Source organism: Paenibacillus silvae (assembly GCF_014639235.1).
Classification (GTDB): Bacteria; Bacillota; Bacilli; order Paenibacillales; family Paenibacillaceae; genus Paenibacillus; species Paenibacillus silvae.
The window spans coordinates 23298-44382 of sequence record NZ_BMFU01000018.1 but is presented as its reverse complement, the minus strand read 5'-3'; the positions used below and the strand labels follow the sequence as shown (position 1 = coordinate 44382).

Below are 21085 nucleotides of genomic sequence, written 5' to 3'. Positions count from 1 at the left end.
ATGAATTTGTCTGAGCACACAGAAAAGGACGGAGATTCGAGCCGTATGCGGTTTTATTTTCGCTGGAAAAGGGTACCTGCCTATCTATCGGTTACGTTTGGCATCATTCTGTTAACTGTGCTGCTTCATATCATAGGCATGAGTGATGATCTGGTAAATGTTGCTCTGGTACACCTGTTCCCCGTACTGGTGAGTGCCGTATTTTGGGGAATGGGACCAGCTGTCTATGCCGCTACCTTGAGTGTTATTATGTTTGATTTCTTTTTTGTCCCGCCATATTTAAGTTTTACGGTAGAGGATTTGCGGTATCTGATTTCGTTTGTCGTATACCTGGCTGTTGCCATCATGACGGCGAGCCTTGCAGGCCGATTGCGGCAGCAGCTGGATCGGGTTAAATCACGTGAAGCAACGACAAATGCGTTGTACGATCTGAGCCGTCAGATTACAGCGATTAGCGATCTGGATGCCTTACTGGATAACATGACAAGCCATATATCACGGATGCTGGGCAGCACGGCGGTCATGTATCTGCCTGATTCGCAAGGGGAATTGAAGCTGTGGGTGAGCAGTGGGTCTGAAGCAGATGATTCGGAAAAGCATATCTGGGGAAGCCAGTCCGCGGAACTGGCGATCGCGGGTTGGGTGTACAAAAGCGGGCAAATCGCAGGCCAAGGTTCGCCTATGCTGGGGAAGTCCTCCGGGCTGTATATTCCGCTGCGGACGGAGGATCACATCCATGGCGTGCTGGCGGTAGATATGACCGCAAGCGAGATGGAGAAGCAGCGGGAGCATCGCCAGCTGCTGGAAGCCTGCGGCAGTCTTGCGGCTGGAGCTATCGCGCGGGTGAAGCTGGCGGAGGAGGCTCGCCTGGCTCAGGTGACTGCTGAATCGGAACGGATACGAACCGCACTGCTGGATTCCGTGTCCCATGAACTGCGCACACCGCTGACCGCGATTATCGGCTCGGCCACGGGGCTGATCGAGAATGATCATCTTTTTACAGCTGAGGATCGAAAAGAATTGACGAGCAACATTCGCGATGGAGCTTTGCGTATGAATCGTCTGGTGACCAATCTGCTCGGGATGGTGCGTCTGGAGGGCGGTATGCTGCAATTGAACCGTAAGTGGTGCGATGCAGGTGATATGATCAGCATTGTGCTCGCGAAGATCAGGGAATTCAGTCCTCAGCGAGAAGTTACGGTGCAGCTGCCAGAGGAGCCGGTCTTTTTTTACGGAGATGAAGTGCTGCTGGAGCAGGTGCTGGTGAATGTCGTTAGCAATGCGATCAAGTATTCGCCTGAGGGAAGCAAGGTGACCATACAGGTGAGTGATGATATGAACAAGGGTTCGATAGTCTTCATCGTGGATGATCAGGGGATTGGAATTATGGAAGCGGAGCGGCATAAAATTTTTGATAAGTTTTATCGCTCTCCATCTACGCAGCATATTACGGGAACAGGGCTCGGCCTTGCCATCTGCAAAGGTATTGTAGAAGTTCATGGAGGCAGGATCCAGGCGGGGACTAACCCGGACGGAGGAACAAGAATACGTATAGATTTGCCTGCAGGAGCGGAGGAGTATCCTTTGACCTGTTCAGTGCAAGGAGAGGCTGGAGAATAGATGAACAATGCATCAGGAGCCCGCATTCTGGTGATTGATGATGAGCCGCAGATTCGCAAACTGCTAAAAGTGACCCTTCAGGCTCACCAATATGAGCATTATGAATGTGTGGATGGAGAAGAGGGCATCGTGCAGGCAAGCATCGTTCATCCCGATCTGATTATTCTCGATCTGGGCTTGCCCGGCATATCGGGCATGGACGTGCTTCGCCGGATACGAGAGTGGTCACAGGTGCCGATTATTGTACTTACAGCCAAGGATCAGGAGGCGGACAAAATTGCAGCACTGGATGGAGGGGCAGATGATTATGTAACCAAGCCGTTTGGCATGGGTGAACTGGTTGCCCGGATTCGGGTAGCACTGCGCCATGTCGCCAAAACAACAGATGAACCCGTACTGCGCTTCGGATCACTGGTTATGGATCTGGCCCTTAGGCAAGTTGAGCTGGATGGGGAACAGATCAAATTAACGCCGACAGAGTATGAAATGCTCAAGGTGCTGGCCTCCAATGCAGGCAAAATTATTACGCAGCGTCAGCTTTTGCAGCAAGTGTGGGGTGCGCATCATCATGAGTCAGACAGCCACTATCTGCGGGTTTATGTAGGCCATTTGCGCAAAAAGTTAAAGGAAGACCCCACCCGCCCTACATTTATCCAGACGGAGCCCGGGATAGGGTACCGTTTTTTATTACAGGATGAAATCTAACCGCTCTATACGTCTATGCAAGTAAAAAAAAGCCGAACTCACCCCTGCGGGCAAACGTTCGGCTGTATTCATTTCTTTCATGTTCTCCTTCACTTATGAATGGGAAAACGAATCTGAACTTCTGTACCCTGGCCAAGCTCGGACTTTATACGGATGCTGCCGCCGTGAGCGTCCACAATCCAGCGAGAAATGGATAACCCGAGTCCGGTACCTCCTTCCAGACGTGACCTTGCCTTATCTCCGCGATAAAATCGTTCAAATATAAGCGGCAAGTCTGCCTTAGCAATGCCTGCCCCCGTATCGGATATGCGGATATCAACCTGGCCGGATAGTACTTGTCCCGATATACGGATATGTCCACCTTCAGGCGTATACTTGAGTGCATTGTCCAGAATGATGATGAACAACTGGCGTATACGGGCATGATCTCCCCACAGACGCAGCGGCTCTACCGGCTCAAGTGTGATTTGAATATCCCGAGTTGCAGCAAGTAGTTGGAATTGTTCAGCCAGCTCCACCAGAATGATATCGGCTTCGACCTGAGCTTGTTCAATCTGCAGCTGATTGGAATCTGTGCGTGCGAGGGTTAACAGATCGTCCAGCAGTTTGCTCATGCGCATGCTTTCCTGGAGAATGGCAGCGATGTGAGGACTCTGATCTTCAATGGATGAATCCGGGTGTTGAAGCAACAGTTCCGTTTCTGCACGAATGATGGCGGTGGGTGTGCGCAGTTCATGGGAGGCATCTGCTACAAAACGCTGCTGTCTATCCCAAGAGCTGCGAATTGGAACAAGGGCACGACCTGCCAAAAATAACCCTGCCAGCAGGGAAATCAGAACTCCTGCGACAATGCCCATGATCAGGTCACGAAGCAGCGAGTTGAGCGTATGATTCACATCCCCTAAGCTTCTCACAATGGTCATAGTTACCTCCCCGCCAGCTACAGGGTTTGCAGCGAGAGGAAGCTTTGCCTGAAGCACCCGGTAACGGTGACCCTCAAAACTCAGGGTCTGTGGTGTTTTGGAATCTGCCCCATTTTGAAAATAACGGATAGCACCGGGTGTGAAGGATTGTGGTGGTGATTGGCCCAGCAGCTGCCGATTCGGGCTCCAGATCAGGTAGGTTGTCTGCTCGTCCTGTTCGGGGTCGCCCGGAGAAGGCTGGAGCAGCGCTTCTACACTGTACATGGATTGAATCCGTTTTTGAGCCTGTTGCAGAATCTCATCTACTTCATGAAACAATCGAAAGCGCATATGCACATAAAGCAGTGAGCTCAGGACCGAGAGCACAATCAGAAATACAACGATATTCAGCATTACAAGCCTGCGACGGGTCTGATTAAACATAAGGCTCACCCTTGAATAAATAACCAATGCCACGAACCGTGCGAAGTGCCTGATCGGCCCCGGTGCCTGTCAGCTTTTTGCGTAAATGATGGATATAGACGTCTACTGCGCTGGTAGCTGAGCCGGAATCAAATCCCCATACACGGTCGAAAATCTGCTCACGCGTCAAAATTTGATCTTTATTACATATGAAGAATTCCAACAACTTATATTCCGTTGCTGTAAGCTGCAGCATGCGTTCTCGGTGACTGGCATCCCTGACTGCTGGCATCAGGCGGATCGAATTCCAGACCAGCGCCCCTTCCTGATCAATTGTACCGTGTCTTCGAAGCACCGCCCTCGTTCGCGCTAGTAATTCGGATACAGCAAAAGGCTTGGCGACATAATCATCGGCCCCTGCATCCAGTCCGGCAACCCGATCCTCTACAGCATCCCGGGCCGTCACCAGAATGATCGGCACACGATTCGACTGTGAGCGTAATTTACGTACAATATCGACACCGTCAATCCCCGGCAGCATAACATCCAGAATCATCAGGTCATATATGGCCTGTTCAGCCATGTAATATCCCTCATCTCCTGTCTCTGCTCTATCGACAAGGAAGGATTCCTGTTCGAAAATATCGCATATCACTTTCAGCAGCGATGGGTCATCCTCTACGACTAGAACTCTCATCTCACTTCCACCTTTCAGCTCGCCTGACCGCATTTTAAGAAAATTTAAATAATAAGCTCCTATACTCAGATTATCGACAATGCCTTACAGGATTCATTCGTATTGGAGGAATATAGATGGCGAAGATGGACAAGAAATGGATTGCGTTATGTTCAGCTGCTGTAGCGGCTGTATATACAGCCGGTTACTCTATCACAGAAACGTCGGCGATCGCTCAATCGCCAGCACAGCACACTCAAATTAACACTCTGGTAAATCCGGTGTCAACGGGTACTAATGAGAATAATGGCAATACACCAGCTTCACAAGCTAAGGTCAAGCAAAGGAAGCAGGCTCAGTATACGAGTATGTATCGTGATGGCAGCTATGAAGGAGCAGGCAGCAATCGAAGAGGCTCCATTCAAGTCGTGGTTACGATTCAGAAGGATAAAATTACAGATGTAGAGATCAGCCGGTTTGCTATGCACTATTCCGAACAGGATGTGGTTGACATGCCGGACGAGGTGATCCGTAAGCAAAGCGCACAAGTGAATAACGTATCTGGAGCTACTTATAGCACCGAAGCATTCTCATCGGCTGTACAGGATGCACTGGATCAGGCTCGAAACTCATGATGATTCGGAGACGGAAGCTGTTTATGGATACAATTGTTGATATTCAGGTAGTAACAGGATTAGGTACAGTAGCAGAGAATACGGATGAAAAAGGAAATCGACTTGCATCTGAACAGGACATGCAGAACCAGATAAACTGCGCTTTTCATGCCTTCCGGCAAGTTGAGCAGGCTTGCAGTCGATTTAGCCTGGATAGTGAACTGATGAGAGCAACCAGACAGATTGGGGAACCCGTGCAGGTCAGTTCATCTTTGTTTGAGCCTTTGAAGCTGGCACTGCACATGGCTGAGCTTACATCGGGTATCTTTGACCCGACCGTGGGGAAAAGGCTGGAGCAGCACGGATTCAATCAACACTATCTAACTCACCAGTATATAAATAGTCCTGCTGTGGAATCTGCAACCTATCGAGACATTGTGTTGGATGAAGTTCATCAGACGATAACATTGCTTAAACCCTTGGTGATTGACCTGGGCGCAGTGGCAAAGGGATTTGCGATTGACCTTGCTGCGCATGAATTACAGTCGTTCGCAGGCTTTATGGTAAATGCGGGGGGAGATCTATATGCCGGAGGCAGGGATGAACAAGACAAGCCATGGGAGATCGGTATACAGCATCCCACACATGCAGATGAGGTTATATGTACGCTGGAGCTATCTGATGCAGCGATCTGCACCTCGGGTGGTTATGAGCGGAAGAGCATAGTAGCAGCGGATATCCATCATCTGCTCCATCCAGTAACAGGACAGTCTCCCAAGGAGTGGGTCAGTTCGAGCATCATTGCCCCCTATGCGATGATGGCGGATATCTTTTCAACTGCTGTTATGCTGCTGGGCAAGGAAGAAGGGAAGAAATTAATGGAACAGGCGAATGTGCAGGGCATTCTGATCACACCTGATCTACAGCTTGTTCGGGAAGGAGTGTACTAAATGACGATAAAGCAATGGATCAAATCACCGAAAGGATATGTAAGTATATCCATTTCCGTTTGTCTTGTCATAGCTTCTCTGGCGGCACTGGATATGAAAGGCATCGTCCATGGGCTGGTTGCTGCAGGTACTGCTATCATTGTAGATATGATGTTTGGTCTGGTGAACCGGAAGAAGAGATTGATGCCTGATGGAGCATTGATTACAGGTCTAATTGTAGCTCTGATTCTCAGCACCTCCACCTCATGGAAGGTTGTCGCGGCTACTGTAATACTGGCAATTGTGTCCAAATACGTGCTTGTATCTCGCAAGAAGCCTATATTTAACCCGGCAGCACTCGGTCTGCTGCTTCCGGTTCTGATCTTTGGGACAGGGGAAAGCTGGTGGGGAGCCTTTGGCGATCTGCCGGTATGGATGATTGGGCTTCTCTTGGCAGGCGGTTATATGGTTACGGGGCGTGTAAACAAGTTTCCTCAGGTTTTTGCTTTTCTGGGAACCTATTTTACCCTGCTGCTGATGATGGGGCTGCTACACACCGGAGATGCAGGAGATGCGCTTCGTACCCCATTTATCAATGCACTGCTTTTCTGTGGCTTCTTTATGGTTACCGATTTACCAACCTCTCCAGCTAAATATAAGGATCAGTTGGTGTTTGGAATTGTTGCTGCCTTAGTAGGTGCGTTGATCTATAGCCTGTTTGGCGGATTAATGTATTTGTTCATTGGATTGTTATGTGCCAACTTATATCATTTTCTGCGTGCGCGCTTTGCCATATTTGCATAGGTGTAGGATTATGGAAGCAAAAGCGCCGTTTCCGGGTAGTCCAGAAACGGCGCTCATTGACGTCTGATTTTATGAAGTGAATTTGGGCAGCCAGTCACCGTGTGCTTCAATCAAATCGTCGCACATGGCTACGATGTCATCCATGGAGAGCTCGGCAGCTGTATGCGGGTCAAGCATGGCGGCATGGTAGATATGTTCTTTTTTACCCGTCATCGCGGCTTCGATTGTAAGCAGTTGTGTGTTAATGTTGGTGCGGTTCAGCGCTGCCAGCTGAGGCGGCAAATCTCCGATGTACGTTGGGCTGATACCGGAACCATCGACCAGACAAGGCACCTCGACACATGCTTCACGCGGCAGATTGGTGATGAGTCCATTGTTCATGACGTTGCCGCCGATTTTGTACGGACGATCCGTCTCCATTGCTTCCATAATATGCGAGGCATATTCACGGCTGCGCGTATGCTGAATATTTTCACTCGCAAACAGCTTCTCCCGCATTTCCTTCCATTCTGCAATCTGGTTTACACAGCGGCGTGGATATTCATCCAGCGGAATGTTGAAACGTTCGATCAGCTCCGGGTAGTTGCGTTTGATAAAATACGGATGATACTCCGCGTTATGCTCGGAGGATTCTGTGACATAGTAACCAAAGCGATGCATCAGCTCATACCGCACCATGTCGTCATGGGTTTCCTGCTGCTTCTGTCTCGCAAGGCGTTTGATTTCAGGATACAGATCGACGCCATCCCGTGTCACCTCCAGCAGCCATGCCATGTGGTTAATGCCCGCAATTTTAGCAACGACACCTGTCTGGTCCATTCCGAGAGCATCGAACAAGTGGGGTACGCAGACCTGTACGCTATGACACAACCCTACCGTTTTGATGCCCCCATGTACATTCATGACGTTGGTGAGTACAGCCATCGGGTTGGTATAATTCAGGAACCAGGCATCCGGGCATACCTCCTGCATATCGCGCGCAAAGTCGAGCATTACCGGGATGGTACGCAGGTTGCGGAAAATGCCTCCAATGCCGAGGGTATCGGCAATTGTCTGACGCAGGCCGTACTTCTTCGGTATTTCAAAATCCGTGATGGTGCACGGATCATATCCGCCGACCTGAATGGCATTGATTACATATTTGGCTCCGCGCAGTGCTTCCTTGCGATCATGATATGTTTTGACGGAACAGCGACTGCCCAGGGATTGAGCCAGGCTTTCTAACAAGCGCTCCGAGTCACCCAGACGCTCGGCATCAATATCAAACAGGGCGAGTTCAAAATCCTGCAGAGCCTCCGTCATCATGACATCACCCAATACATTTTTTACAAAAACGGTGCTGCCCGCACCTAGAAACGTAATTTTGTTCATCTCAAGCTCATCCTCCCTGAAAAAATGTTGTACCCCAACTATAGGCCGAACAGGCCCGTATCACTATGGCTCAAGCCCTCTCAAACATGGCATAATCCCATTTGTGTTTCCGTTTTCACTCCATATTTGCGTTATACAGCTGTTATAATTTAAGGTGAAGTAAGCGAGGGGAAGCATCGAGAGGAGGAGAAGCATGAGCCGGAAAATAGAGATGAACGTGGTTTCTGCGGGCTGGACGCAGATGGAGCTGGTTTTGTTATTTTACGGATGGGAAGCGTGTGATCCTGCTCATTACTGGGGCCCGGGTGTTCGGGATTCCTATATCGTGCACTACATTCATGAAGGCTTCGGCACAGTGTATATGGGGGATCGGGAATATCGTCTGACTAAGGGGGACGGATTTATCATATTGCCTGAAACGGTCATCCATTATGAGGCTGATGCGCACGAGCCCTGGACTTATTCATGGTTTGGCTTCAAAGGAGTGCAGGCCAAGGCGTTTATGCAGCGTGCGCAGCTAAGCGCAGAGCATCCGATATTCAAGGCACGTGATCCTGAAACGATGGCGCATTTATACGACGAGATGGTTCAGGCTGGAGCGAGCCCCCTTCCGGGAGGGGATGTGCTTCATCAGAGCTTGTTATATCGACTGATCGCGACTTTGATATCTTCCGCTCCTGCCAGTGCTGAGGATCGCCGGCTACTTTCGACCAAAGAAACTTATATCCGTCAGGCTGTGCAGTTCATGGAGAACCGCTACAGCCAGCGCACCTCTATTCTGGATATTGCTCAGGCTGTCGGACTGGACCGAACATATTTATCAGGTCTCTTCAAAGAACGATACGGCAAATCACTTCAGGCCTTTTTCCTGGAATATCGTATGAACCGTGCGGCGGAGCTGCTTCGCAACCCTGCTCTTTCTGTCAGTGAAGTAGCACATTCTGTTGGTTACACGGATCCGCTTTTATTTTCCAAAATGTTCAAGCGTGTGACAGGTGTATCCCCAAAGGGCTCACGGGGGTCGTGAATTCGTAATTAGCGGTATCCAGGATTTTAATTTTGAAATAAAAGTTTTGAACATTAATCGGCATGCCGCTATACTGATACAGAAGTGCAATCCTTTTTGTATAATTTTGAATTGATACTACGACTTAATTGAATATGTGGAGCTTGGTGCTCTGCCCCGCCGGGGCAGAAGCTTAAAAGGGAAGTCCGGTGTGATGCCGGCGCGGTCCCGCCACTGTAACAGAGGAGTCTAGCAGCATATCCACTGGTCTGGAACAGACCGGGAAGGAGCTGTTATGGCAATGACGCTGAAGCCAGGAGACCTGCCAGGTTTGACAAACACAGCAGTACCCTACGGGAGATAGGAAGGTGTTTAAAGAGCATGATTTTTTCTGAAAATCTGTTTATTTAAGGCGTCCTTATCCAGTACAACGGAGAGGGACGCCTTTTTGGAATGTGCAGAAAATGGCGTTATATGTATGCATTACATCGGGAAGGGCGTTTTGTTCATTGGGCAGGTACATCATTAAACGATTATTACAGCTGGTCGCCGTTCTGTTTGGCATTACATTTCTGACGTTCCTGTTAACTTATCTGTCTCCGGGAGACCCTGCAAGGTTAATGCTGATGTCCACAGGAGTTACGCCTTCGGATGAGCTCGTCAGACAGGTGAGATCTGAACTGGGACTGGATCAGCCATTTCTGGTGAGATACGGAACGTGGCTTGCACAGGTGGTTACCGGAGACTTTGGTACCTCATATAAATACGGACGCCCGGTTCTGGACGTTTTGATGGCAAGACTGCCTGCTACGCTGTGGTTAACAGGAGGTGCGATGCTGCTCGTTATTCTGATCTCTTTTCCGTTAGGGATACTTGCGGCTGTGCATCGGAACCGGCTGCTGGATGCTTTGATTCGGCTGTTTTCGTTTGCCGGTCTGTCGATGCCCGGCTTCTGGCTGGGCATGCTGCTGATGCTGGTGTTTGGTGTGCAGCTGAAGCTGCTGCCCGTCATGGGCAGCTCGGGCTGGACAAGCCTTATTCTGCCTGCAGTCACACTGGCTATTCCGTTGATTGCCCAGTACAGCAGGCAGATTCGCGTAGTTCTGCTGGAGGAGACCAGCCAGAATTATGTGGTAGGAGCAAGAGCGAGAGGGGTAAAGGAGTCGATCATTATGTGGCGACATATACTGCCCAATGCGATGCTGCCGATTGTAACCCTTCTGGGCATGACAACCGGAGCATTGCTTGGCGGGGCAGTGATTGTGGAGAGCTTGTTCGTATGGCCGGGTGTAGGCCAGATGGCGGTGGATGCGATTTTTACACGGGATTATCCGTTGATACAGGGGTATGTCATGTGGATGGCGATCATCTATGTCACATTGAATCTGCTTGTTGATCTGTGGACACATCTGCGTGATCCACGCATTCAACTGGATGTGGATGTCTAGATGCGCAGCATTCGATGGATGCTGACGGAGCGTCGCACATTTATGTTTCTGCTGTCTCTGACCGCAGGCTGGATCATTCTGGCTATCGTGGGTCCGCTATTCGCGCCGCATGATCCACTCGCTGCGAATTTCACCCAGGTGCTGCAGCCGTCCAGCCTGGAATATCCGCTTGGTACAGACCAGCTCGGGCGCTGTGTTCTGTCCCGCCTGCTGTATGGAGCAAGGACGTCGCTGCTGCTTACGTTCATGATGATTGGTATTGTGTTCACTCTCGGTGTTGTGATCGGTGCAATTGCCGGTTTTGCAAGAGGGGTGACGGATACAATCATGATGCGGCTGTGTGATACGCTGATGGCGTTTCCGGGTTTGATTTTTGCCATTGCTGTGGTCGGGATGTTGGGTCCGGGTCTGTTTAACACGGTCGTGGCGCTTTCCGTTGTCTGGTGGGCAAAGTATGCGCGGATGGCCCGAAGTCTGGTTATTGCTCTTCAGCAAAAAGAATTCGTCACCACCGCAGCCTTCAGCGGTGCACGCAAAATTCAGATCATCGGCAGCACGATTCTGCCAAATATGCTGTCGCCCTTAATCGTAATGGCCATGATGGATGTGGGGGGCATGATGCTCTCGATCTCGGGCTTGTCCTTTCTTGGACTTGGGGCTCAGCCTCCAGACCCCGAGTGGGGAGCAATGTTGAATGAAGGCAGACGATATTTGCAGACAGCACCGTGGCTGTTAATTTATCCGGGGCTGGCGATATTCAGTACCGTGATCATTTTTAATTTGCTGGGAGACAGTTTGCGAGATGTGCTTGATCCCAAGAAAAATACAGCGTAACAGGGGGAAGTAAAGGCATGAGCAAGGTTCAAAGAATAGGGTTGTTTGCTCTCATATCCATGCTGGTTGTTCTGGTGCTGGCTGCTTGCGGTACCAATCCAAATTCATCGGCTTCATCATCATCGAATGCAGCAGAGAATGCGGGAAAATCATCAGGTGCAGATGCGGGCGGCACAGGTACTGCAGGCAAGAAATCACATCTGAATGTGGCATTGTTCTGGCTGGGCAGCAGCCTTGATCCTGCCGAGGAGTGGAACGGGTGGACGCTGGCACGGGCTGCGATCGGGGAGACGCTGATCCAGTTCGATGAACATATGAAGATGGTTCCCAAGCTGGCGGACAAGTGGGAGCGAGTCGACGACACAACGTGGCATTTCCACATTCGTGACGGGGTTACATTCCATAATGGCAATCCGGTAACGGCTGACGCGGTCAAAAAATCGATTGAACGTTCCATCTCGCTGAATGAGCGGGGTCAATCTACACTGCCGATTGCTTCCATGACGGCTAACGGGCAGGACCTTACGATTAAAACCACAGAGCCGGATGCCTCTCTTCTGGGCAACATTGCCGAGCCGCTGTTCATTATTGTAGATACCAGCGCAGATACGTCGAAGTTCAAGAGTGAGCCGATTGCTACCGGGCCGTTCATGGTTACCGGATACATACCGGATCAGGAGATCAAGGTCAAAAAATATGAAGGATACTGGGGTGGCGCGGCAGACCTGGACACGATGACCTTGAAGTATATCAAGGATGACAGCACACGTGCGCTCGCGTTGCAATCAGGGGAGATTGATGTCGCAAGTAATATAGGCCGCAGCAGCTTGTCTCTTTTTCAGGACAAAACTCAATATACGATTGATGAAATTCCTAGCTTGCGTACACAGTTCGTATGGTTTAATACGACTCATCCGTTGCTGAGTGATGTGAAGGTACGCCGTGCCATCTCTTACGGGATTGATCGGGAGATGTATGCAAGTACGCTGGTTGGCGGACAGGCAGCCAAAGGGCCATTTACATCTGCCTTGCCTTTCGGGTACGACAAGCTGAGCGGATATAATTACGAGCCTGCAAAAGCAAAACAGCTGCTGGATGAGGCAGGTTACAAGGATACAGACGGGGACGGTATTCGGGAGAAGGATGGGAAAAAGCTGTCTCTACAGCTCATTCTTAACTCGGCGTATGAGTCGGATTCCATTGTGGCAACGGCAATGCAGTCTCAGCTTAAAGAGATTGGCGTCGGACTGGAGCTGACTTCATATGAAGATCTTACAGATCATCAGAAGAGTGGAAATTATGATCTCGCCCTGACGAGCATTAATACCGGGATTACGGGTGACCCGCAGTATATTCTTGACTTTTATTTCAAGACCGGGGCAGAGTGGAATGTTGGCGGGTACAGCAATCCGAAGTTGGATGATATCATCCAGCGTCTTCATTCGGAGTTTGATGTAGAGAAACGGTACGCCCTTGCCGCAGAAGCACAGCAGATTATTCTGGACGATGCCGCATATATGTTTGTGACCTATACACCGATTAATATTGTCAGCAAAAGTAATGTGAAGGGTGCAACGATGTACCCGATTGACTTCTATCTGCTGGATCGCAATATCAAGGTTGAGCAGTGAGCATGTCGGGACGAGTGGCAGGGACACCGTTGCTTGAGGTAACGAATCTGTCTGTCAGCTATAAGGAGGGCACTGCTTCCTTGCACAATGTGTCTTTTTCCATGAACCCGGGGGAGATCATTGGCATCGTAGGTGAGAGTGGCAGCGGGAAGTCCACCTTGCTTAGGGCAGTGCTGGGACTGCTGCCAGCAGGCGGGAGATATACGAGCGGAGAGATTGTTTTTCGGGAGCAGATGCTGTTCAGTAACAATACTCGGAAGATGGATTGGCAGAGGGTGCGCGGTAAACGAATAGCGATGGTGTTCCAGGACAGCGGGGCATACCTTAATCCGATTCGCCGTATCGGGAGCCAGTATGTGGAAGCGATTCGTGCTCATCTTCCGATATCCCGCAAAGATGCTCAGGAGCTGGCTGTTCGGACATTGGCGAGTATGGGGCTGAATGATCCCGAACGGGTGATGCGTTCCTATGCTTCCCAGCTTAGTGGCGGGATGAAGCAGCGTACTGCAATCGCAATGGCGGCTTCGCTGGAGCCTGAGCTGTTACTGGCAGATGAGCCCACCAGCGCACTGGACGTTACGACCCAGAACGAAGTGCTGAGCGAATTGAGCAGGCTCTGTGCTGAACAGGGAACAGGCCTGATCATGGTGACACACAATATGGCTGTTGCGGCTCATATGGCTGACCGCATCGCTGTGATGCTGGATGGCAGACTGGTGGAGCTAGGGGATACGATGGACGTCATATCTTCTCCCTCGCATGAATACACGCGTAGGCTGCTGGATGCTGTACCTGAGTTGGAGGAGGATATGCATGACAGATAACCGATGGCCTATTTTGAAGTTAAATCAGGTATGCAAAACCTATGATTTGAAAGGGCAGCAGTCTGTTCAGGCGCTGCAAAACATAAATCTGGAATTATATCCGGGGGAATGTCTGGGGATTGTCGGACAGAGCGGAAGCGGCAAAAGCTCTCTCGCGAAATGTGTAACTCAACTGGAACAGGTGACTTCAGGGGAGATCTGGTATCGTCAGCAAGAGATCACTCGTCTGAAGGGTGAGAAGCTGCGACAGATGCGCAAACAGATTCAGATGGTGTTTCAGGAGCCTGCGGCAATATTTAACCCACGTATGAAGGTAGGCAGGTTTATCTGCGAACCGCTGTTGAATTATAAAATGATGAAGCGGGAGCAGGCCGTTCAGGAGATGCGGGTTCTGCTTGAGCGGGTCGGTTTGTCTGCTGCGGATGCGGATAAATATCCGCATGAGCTAAGCGGTGGGCAGCAGCAGCGAGCGGTCATTGCTCGTGCGATCGGTTTGCGTCCGGATGTCATTCTGTATGATGAGGCTACCTCGGCACTTGACGTTTCCATTCAGCAGCAGATTCTCGATTTGTTGATTGAGCTGCGAAGGGAGACAGGAGGTTCCTCCATTTTCATCTCACATGATCTTGCGGTGGTGCAGCAGGTAAGCGATCGCATTGCTGTAATGCATGAAGGGAAAGTGGTGGAGATTGTAGACAGCTCTAAGTTGACCAGTTCAGCAAACCATGGATATACCCGAGGACTGATGTCCTCCGCATTGTCCCTGCGAGCATTGAGAGACCGGGTGCAGATGCGTGAGCGTATAGAGGTTCTGGCAGGCAGTCGATAAGCCGATGATTTAAAAGGTACAAGAGAACAGGGTTATCTGAAGTGAGTTCATGAATTGCATGAACTTGTTCTGGATAACCCTGTTGATGTTTAAGACGTATATATTCCGATCTAAACCTGAATGGTCCATCTTATATTTATACATGGCTATATCCCGTCTAAAGTGATCCTGTAGTACGATGCCTGCTTAATGTGGCACCTGAGACTGGAAGTCGCTGCGGCTGGACTGACTTGCATCATAGAAGAGGATATCCCCATCACTGAGCGGCCACCTGCCGCTGTTGTTGTTGGCAGGTGAACGATCAAAGCCTTCTAATTGCCACTGGTTCATGAGTGGGGCATGGATATACTGTAAATGCGGTGCCGCTGTATTACCGTTGCGTAGACTTTCGATATTAAAATTAACGATGATGTACCCGTTTTTCAAAAATAGTTTCGACTTTTCATCTAACGTATTCTCTCTGGCCAGAGTTTCCAGATTAGTACCCTTGGGCACAGCGTACACATCAGCTGGCAGACTGTACTCTCCATACCACCGCTGAATCGCGGCGTTGGCCCGATCTGCATTGACACTTGCGGGCAGGTTCGTCTTGGGGCCAATGAGAGTACGAATTGGAGCCGTCAGAATCATCCAGTCGTAACGTCCTGCCCATGTTTTCTGACGCGAAGTCTGGGTGACCACCTGTATCATATGCTCCGCTAACGATTTCCGGCTTCTTTCCTCTGCGGAGAGTTCATAAGTATATTCGTAACGTGCTGCATCACTTAACTCTGTGCCGGGCACATTACGAAGCCGTGAATTCAAAACGACAAAACGTTTCTCCATATCCAGCGCAGAACCAATCCGGATCAAACGCTCCTGTCCCCGATGATAATAGAGATCCACGTCCTGACGGGAAGCCCCGTCCTTGCTTATAAAGGAAAACGTAGGTGTGATTCTAATGCCGTCCTGTTTGCCAAACATATTGCCTTTTGTTTTGAGGTCAAACTTGAAGTGATAGCCTGTTTTCACAGATACATTCGCAAAACCCTGCACCGGATGGCTTCCGGGGCGGATGGGCAGCACAAAGGGTGCAAAATTGCTTCTGGGGTCACCATCAATGTTGCGAAATCCTGTCCAATAGCTGTTGCCCGTATGCTCAGGGCTGCCAGGGGCTTGGCGAAATACATTCTCCCAGCTGTAGTCCGAGATGTCGGTGACATGAAAATCATACAATCTTCCAATCACATCTACAGGTATTCTGTCACTTGCTGTATGGTGTGCCAGATTGGTGTTGGCGTCCGGCTGCTCTGTAAAGTCGACTGGTGCATTCTCCGCTATATTGCGAAGCTCAATCGTATAGTTCCCTTCATCCACCCATACTGGAAGATAAAAACGGGTGTCCAACTGCTGTACGGGGATGTCTATCCATGTATGAGATGGGATGAAGCGTGCTCGATCGGCAGTGTATACATCAAACGGGAAGCGGACCTGCTTTATTCTGAAATATTTGGCATAGTCTTTGTTTCCGTAGCCAGGATAACCGGAGGCATCCAGATGCTGACCCGATGTAGGGGTGCGTACAATAAACTCACGCTCCAGAATAAGTGCAGCCCGGGTAGGGTCATGTACCGTTCTCTGATTATGCGGTTGATCGTCTGACACCCAAGCGTAGTTGACGACAGGAGTGTGAACAGTAACCGTGTTGATGCCGTTGATCGGCAGCGCTTTGTCGGCTCCGCCGTTCACATTGCCAGGCAGCAGTTCATAGTAGATCTGGCCCGAGCTTTCCGTGTTCGCCTTGTTAGGCAGGGAACTGCTAATTCGAAGATTCGGTGTGTACAAGACGTCCCGCCCAATCGTTGCAGGTGGCGGGATATGAGATGGTGTCGGGCCGTCTTTGGTTGTTTCCGCATCATTCATAATGGTTGCATGGTTAAACTTTACCAAGTCATTTTTCACAGTACTCTGCGGTGTGTTGGCTTCAGCCATTCCCTTCAATACGTCTGTATGGTCCGGTACATCCGGGGGTGAATTCAGGCTGCCTGTTAGCTTGGTAGGCGTGTATGATATGGTGGTGGTTTGTCCTGGCTTTACATGGCTTGCAACGGAGGAATCGTTTCTGGATTCCAGCGCAGGTGCAGTATAACCGGATGGATTCATCGTAATCGTTTCACCCGGCAAAGCATAGTTCTTCATCGTAGTTTTGGCGATTTTGTACACTTCAAGATTGCTGATGCTCCAGTAGGAGTAGTCTCTTGTTATCTGGAAGCTGTATGGCTTCGTCACCGTATCGTTTCTGGGCTCAGGGGTGCCATCCGTGCAGCCTTGGTCATCGCATATCTCTGGTCCAGGCACAGTCCATTCTCTAGCATATGAGATTGTAACGCTGCAGTCATAGGTAACTTTGCCGCTCATTTTCGTCCAAGCTTGTTTGAAAAGATACTGATCGGCGAAGGCATTGGTGTAGAGAGACTCGGACGTTGGAATGCCTTTTAATACATTGAATATTTCATTGTCTCTGTTATCTGACTTAATTACACCTGAAGCGTTAGGTTCGAGGTCACTCATGTTCATCGTTGTACCTGGAGTTGGTGCTCCAATACGCGGGGTGCAGCTTCCACTTCCACCGCCACCGGTTTCCGTTTCCTGTTCAACACCAACGGCTGTTCTGGTCGTTAATTCGAATCCATCCTTCTTCCACAAAACCGTAATAAATGTCGTTCCTTTGCTAACTGCCTGCACCAGTCCCGAGCTGCTCACGGTTGCTACTGCGGGATTGGAGGACTCCCATGTGGTCGTTCCTCCACTGCCAGTGTTCACATTGGTTTCGGCACCAAAGCTGCCATCCCCGGTCTTGGTTTTGACGGTAGCCTGCAGCTGTTTTGTCTGGTTTAAGCTGATTTGTCCCCCGGGAGTGAGGTTGATTTCTTTGGTTATTTCGGCTTGGCCTTTCCAGTATAGGTCTGTATTAAAAATATAGTCAGCTGACCATTTAGGTGGATTATATTCGCGTGATTCTATTGGATGTATAACACCACCAATTTTCATGGTGAAGATAGCATTATTCCCATTAAAAGAGTCTACTGAAACAAGTTTGGGTATATTTCTGTCAGGATCATAGTATTGAGTATCATCCATGTAATGTGGTTTTATTGATGTTTCAACTAATTCTGCTTTCGAGTGTGGTTCGTTATCCTTATCCATGTAAGAAGTAGGCTTATACACCTCTTTATCAAGATCCAGATTTATACATACCGTTGACGATACAGGCAGATTTTTTGAGGAATCATTGTTTAATAAAATATCATTACATTCTCCATCAACTCTCCATTTCAGGTTATCAGTTTGGTAAATATAGATACCAATATTAGTTTTTGCTACACCTTCCACGGGTACTATTTTCTTTTGTTGTTTTGATGCAGTAGCTGGTACCATATATTTAGAGAGTAACTCTGGCTTTGAAGGCCCGGGTCCGCCAACAGCTTGAACATATGAATATGGTGAAAAAGCAGTACTAATTGCAAGTATAGGTAAAAAAACTCTGATTATTAAAGCTCTAAATCTTGCCAAGTATTATGCCTCCTAATTAATCTGTATAATTAATACTAAATACTGTACCTCCTTTTGTTTCAAGAGTTAGAGTTCTAGCAGTTGTTGAGTTGGCATGTAATAGACCTTCTGACCAATAAACAGGATTTTTCACTATGAAGATAGCTTTAGTTTTTGCGAAATAATCGCTTATCTTTGGACCGCCATAGGATAAGAACACTTTGGATCTCGGCGAAAATAACGGGTTAAAAGTAGCTGAGCCAAGCAAGCTTCCAGCCTGGAGCTGGCTCATGGATTCAGATTTGATGTTTAGTTTAAATTCTACAAAGGAAAAATGTCTTCCACTTTGAAGTTTGGCACCCTCATCTACAAACACAGGATAATAAATACTGCGTTTGTCGTTAGAAACATGAGTGTCTACAATAATCCAATTCAAAATTTTTAGATCAGCGTAATTTGTAAGAGTGACAATATCTTTATTCCTTACGAATGAGAAATCATCTGTTAATACATCCTCGTACTTTTGATTGGATGACAAGAGTGTTTTTTTCTCAGGTGTCTTGTGAAATGATTTAGTTATTACACTCAGATTAGTGCCCGTCAAACCTACCTGCCGCAGTTCATTCAAACCTTGAATATCTGATGGCTTCGTTTGGGAAGTGGAGGCGTACCGGGCGATCAATACAGCAACCTCGGCACGGGTTGTGGTTCGGTCCACACCAAAGGTTTTATCATTAGCAACGCTCATGAGTCCTGTTCCGAGAGCGACAGCAACTGCATTTTTGTGTGAGTCTGCCAGCTTGCCTGTAAAATATTCCTTCGCAGGAATTACCGTATTGGTGACATCGGAGAGAGCCTGTCCGTAGTCTGAATTCACCGCACTCAATCCTTGTGTCAGCCAGTCAGCCATTTCACCTCGACTCAATGGAGCCTTGGCATCCAGTTTACCCTTGTAGCTGGAAGGATGAATAAAACCTTTTGCTATAGCCGTAGAAACGCTACTCTTGGCCCACTCGGGCACATCCGTGAAATTATTCGGTTCAGGCGTCGGCAGCTCCGGCTGATCAGTCAAACGTGCTAAAATACTGGCCATCTCCGCTTTGGTCACTGGAGCTCCTGGTTTGAACGTGCCGTCTGTATATCCCTTGAAATAACCCTGCTCTACTGCTGAATAAATCGCTGTCGATGCCCAGTGGGAGGCGGGAACATCCTTGAAGGTGCTTGCATCTTGTGCGGCTTTTGCAGAACTGTTGCCCATTGTGCCTGCAATTGCGGCCACGCCTCCTGTCAATAGTGCAAATGCGGTTAAACTGGAAATGATCCTTCTTCTCATGAATTTTACCCCTCTCGATAAAAGATGCTGACGCTGTTATGTACCGTTTAGGCTCATACATACTAAATTTGTAATAATAATTAATATTCTACCATGTTTTTCTAATCTGTTGGCACGAATTATCACCGAAACACTCCCTTGCCAGTTAAATAGATAAATGTGGAGGACCTGAATCTCTTCAAAAACAACAAAAAAGGCCATGAATCCGCAGATTCACAGCCTTATGCTTTAAGGTCCAAAACAAAACTTATGTAGTTGTTACATGCATACATAAATCATACTCCATTTCCAAACATTTGAAAACACTTTTTGCGCTAATTTAAAAATATAGTCAGGCAATCGGTGTTCCATTGGGCAATGGATGATCCGGGGAAAGCAGGACTACATCTCCTTCGCCAGGCACACCGCCCAGTACAAGTACCTCAGAGACAAAGCCCGCAATCCGTCGCGGCGGAAAATTAACGACAGCAACGACCTGCTTGCCAATCATCATGTCCGGCGAGTAGCGGTTGGTAATTTGAGCACTGGAATTTTTAAGACCAAGCGGTCCAAAATCAATTTTCATTTTAATTGCAGGAACACGCGCCTTCGAGAAGGCTTCGGCCTCCACCACAGTGCCTACTCGAATGTCATGCTGCATAAACTCTTCAAAAGTAGCCATAAGGTAAAACTCCTTTCAACCAACGATGCTATATAGTATAAATGAAGAATCGTTCTGAAAAAAACAAAAATCCAGATTACGCTGTATCGTAATCTGGATTTCCCTTGAATCGCAGTGATAAGATGCTCCCACGAAAGACAATGCTTCCGATTAGGATCTGTTCCAGTTCTCTCCCGTGAGATACTTCTCGGTAAGAATAGACAGCATCTGAATGCCCACTTCGTTATGCCCGCCTTCGGGGATAATGATATCGGCATATTTTTTGGACGGCTCAATAAACGCATCATGCATCGGTTTGACCGTTTCAAGATACTGCTTGTATACGGACTGGATTGTACGCCCACGCTCTTCCATGTCCCGCAGCACTCTGCGAAGAATCCGTACATCGGAGTCGGTATCCACAAAAACCTTGATATCAAGTAGTGTGCGGAGATGTTCATCAATAAGCACATGTAAACCTTCTACAATGACAATGTGGTTGGGCGCAAGTTCGATTGTTTCCCCTGCCGCACGGTTATCTATGGTGAAGTCATATACAGGAGCATAAGCGGCTTGCCCTTTTTTTAAAAGAGTAAGATGCTCAATCAGCAGGTCATTATCAAAGGCAAACGGGTGATCATAGTTCGTAAGCCGACGCTGCTCGGGTGTAAGGTCTGACTGGTCCTTGTAATAATTGTCCTGGGATATAAAGGTCACTTTGCCTGATCCCAAACGTTCAATAACGGAGCGGGCTACCGTTGTTTTGCCGGAGCCAGTTCCTCCGGCGATACCAATAATGAGCATGGTTGTTCCATAAACCTCCCTAAAGTGGCAGTATGATCAATAGATGAAGAGTACTCAAAATGTTTGCGTTTTGAGCTCAATCTGCATGTCTGTCTGCGAATACACAATTCCTTCATTGTATCACAGCTCGCAGACTTTTTCATCTAAAGCAGCAGACCATG

General features: G+C 48.7%; 18 protein-coding genes and 1 riboswitch. Of the genes, 11 read left to right on the top strand and 7 right to left on the bottom strand.

All coding sequences use genetic code 11. From position 1 onward, the window contains the following. Positions 1-6 precede the first annotated feature (6 nt). Both IEW26_RS27905 and IEW26_RS27900 read left to right on the top strand, forming a co-directional pair. A complete protein-coding gene (locus IEW26_RS27905; RefSeq protein ID WP_229730086.1) occupies positions 7-1620 on the top strand; it encodes an ATP-binding protein in 1614 nt (537 codons plus the stop codon). Then, positions 1621-2325 carry a response regulator gene (locus tag IEW26_RS27900; protein ID WP_188594777.1) on the top strand — a complete coding sequence of 235 codons (705 nt, stop codon included), beginning with the start codon at positions 1621-1623 and terminating at the stop codon, positions 2323-2325. 89 nt (positions 2326-2414) lie between these two features. Here IEW26_RS27900 and IEW26_RS27895 read toward each other — a convergent pair whose 3' ends face one another. Together IEW26_RS27895 and IEW26_RS27890 are read right to left on the bottom strand one after the other, a co-directional pair. After that, positions 2415-3671 carry a sensor histidine kinase gene (locus IEW26_RS27895; RefSeq protein ID WP_188594776.1) on the bottom strand — a complete coding sequence of 419 codons (1257 nt, stop codon included), beginning with the start codon at positions 3669-3671 and terminating at the stop codon, positions 2415-2417. Next, entirely contained in the window at positions 3664-4347 is a 684-nt protein-coding gene (locus tag IEW26_RS27890; RefSeq protein ID WP_188594775.1) for a response regulator transcription factor, read from the bottom strand. Before IEW26_RS27890 ends, IEW26_RS27895 begins: the two co-directional genes overlap by 8 nt. 116 nt (positions 4348-4463) lie before the next feature. On the opposite strand from IEW26_RS27890, the gene IEW26_RS27885 reads away from it, so the two are divergent. From IEW26_RS27885 to IEW26_RS27875, 3 genes are read left to right on the top strand one after another with little or no spacing between them, the layout of a single operon-like run. After that, positions 4464-4961 carry an FMN-binding protein gene (locus IEW26_RS27885; protein ID WP_188594774.1) on the top strand — a complete coding sequence of 166 codons (498 nt, stop codon included), beginning with the start codon at positions 4464-4466 and terminating at the stop codon, positions 4959-4961. 23 nt (positions 4962-4984) lie between these two features. Beyond that, on the top strand, positions 4985-5890 hold the full coding sequence (locus tag IEW26_RS27880; protein WP_229730085.1) for an FAD:protein FMN transferase: 906 nt from the start codon (positions 4985-4987) through the stop codon (positions 5888-5890). Then, positions 5891-6673, top strand: a complete 783-nt coding sequence (locus tag IEW26_RS27875; protein ID WP_188594773.1) for an RnfABCDGE type electron transport complex subunit D — start codon at positions 5891-5893, stop codon at positions 6671-6673. Between the two features lie 69 nt (positions 6674-6742). On the opposite strand, the gene IEW26_RS27870 is transcribed toward IEW26_RS27875, so the two are convergent. After that, complete coding sequence (locus IEW26_RS27870) at positions 6743-8044, bottom strand: alpha-glucosidase/alpha-galactosidase (RefSeq protein WP_188594772.1); 1302 nt, start codon at positions 8042-8044, stop codon at positions 6743-6745. A gap of 193 nt (positions 8045-8237) precedes the next feature. Between IEW26_RS27870 and IEW26_RS27865 the strand changes: the two genes are divergently transcribed. From IEW26_RS27865 to IEW26_RS27840, 6 genes are all read left to right on the top strand, one after another. Next, positions 8238-9071 (top strand): AraC family transcriptional regulator, encoded by an 834-nt coding sequence (locus IEW26_RS27865; protein ID WP_188594771.1) that lies wholly within the window; start codon positions 8238-8240, stop codon positions 9069-9071. Positions 9072-9198: 127 nt separating this feature from the next. Further along, a riboswitch (cobalamin riboswitch) is annotated at positions 9199-9394 on the top strand. Between the two features lie 165 nt (positions 9395-9559). Continuing rightward, positions 9560-10498 carry a nickel ABC transporter permease gene (nikB, locus tag IEW26_RS27860; RefSeq protein ID WP_188594770.1) on the top strand — a complete coding sequence of 313 codons (939 nt, stop codon included), beginning with the start codon at positions 9560-9562 and terminating at the stop codon, positions 10496-10498. After that, positions 10499-11332, top strand: coding sequence for a nickel transporter permease (nikC, locus tag IEW26_RS27855; RefSeq protein ID WP_188594769.1), 834 nt, complete (start codon positions 10499-10501; stop codon positions 11330-11332). A gap of 17 nt (positions 11333-11349) precedes the next feature. Further along, positions 11350-12963 (top strand): ABC transporter substrate-binding protein, encoded by a 1614-nt coding sequence (locus IEW26_RS27850; protein ID WP_188594768.1) that lies wholly within the window; start codon positions 11350-11352, stop codon positions 12961-12963. 2 nt (positions 12964-12965) lie between these two features. Further along, complete coding sequence (locus tag IEW26_RS27845; RefSeq protein ID WP_188594767.1) at positions 12966-13787, top strand: ABC transporter ATP-binding protein; 822 nt, start codon at positions 12966-12968, stop codon at positions 13785-13787. Next, a complete protein-coding gene (locus tag IEW26_RS27840) occupies positions 13777-14616 on the top strand; it encodes an ABC transporter ATP-binding protein (RefSeq protein ID WP_188594766.1) in 840 nt (279 codons plus the stop codon). Before IEW26_RS27845 ends, IEW26_RS27840 begins: the two co-directional genes overlap by 11 nt. Positions 14617-14802: 186 nt before the next feature. Here the strand turns inward: IEW26_RS27840 and IEW26_RS27835 are convergent, their stop codons facing one another. From IEW26_RS27835 to udk, 4 genes are all read right to left on the bottom strand, one after another. Beyond that, entirely contained in the window at positions 14803-17646 is a 2844-nt protein-coding gene (locus IEW26_RS27835) for a DUF5704 domain-containing protein (RefSeq protein WP_188594765.1), read from the bottom strand. Between the two features lie 538 nt (positions 17647-18184). After that, entirely contained in the window at positions 18185-19480 is a 1296-nt protein-coding gene (locus IEW26_RS27830; RefSeq protein ID WP_188594764.1) for an S-layer homology domain-containing protein, read from the bottom strand. A gap of 331 nt (positions 19481-19811) precedes the next feature. Continuing rightward, a complete protein-coding gene (gene csaA, locus IEW26_RS27825) occupies positions 19812-20141 on the bottom strand; it encodes a chaperone CsaA (protein ID WP_111270396.1) in 330 nt (109 codons plus the stop codon). A gap of 150 nt (positions 20142-20291) precedes the next feature. After that, positions 20292-20924: a uridine kinase gene (gene udk / locus IEW26_RS27820; RefSeq protein ID WP_184187096.1), complete on the bottom strand. Its 633-nt coding sequence runs from the start codon at positions 20922-20924 to the stop codon at positions 20292-20294. Between the last annotated feature and the right edge of the window lie 161 nt (positions 20925-21085).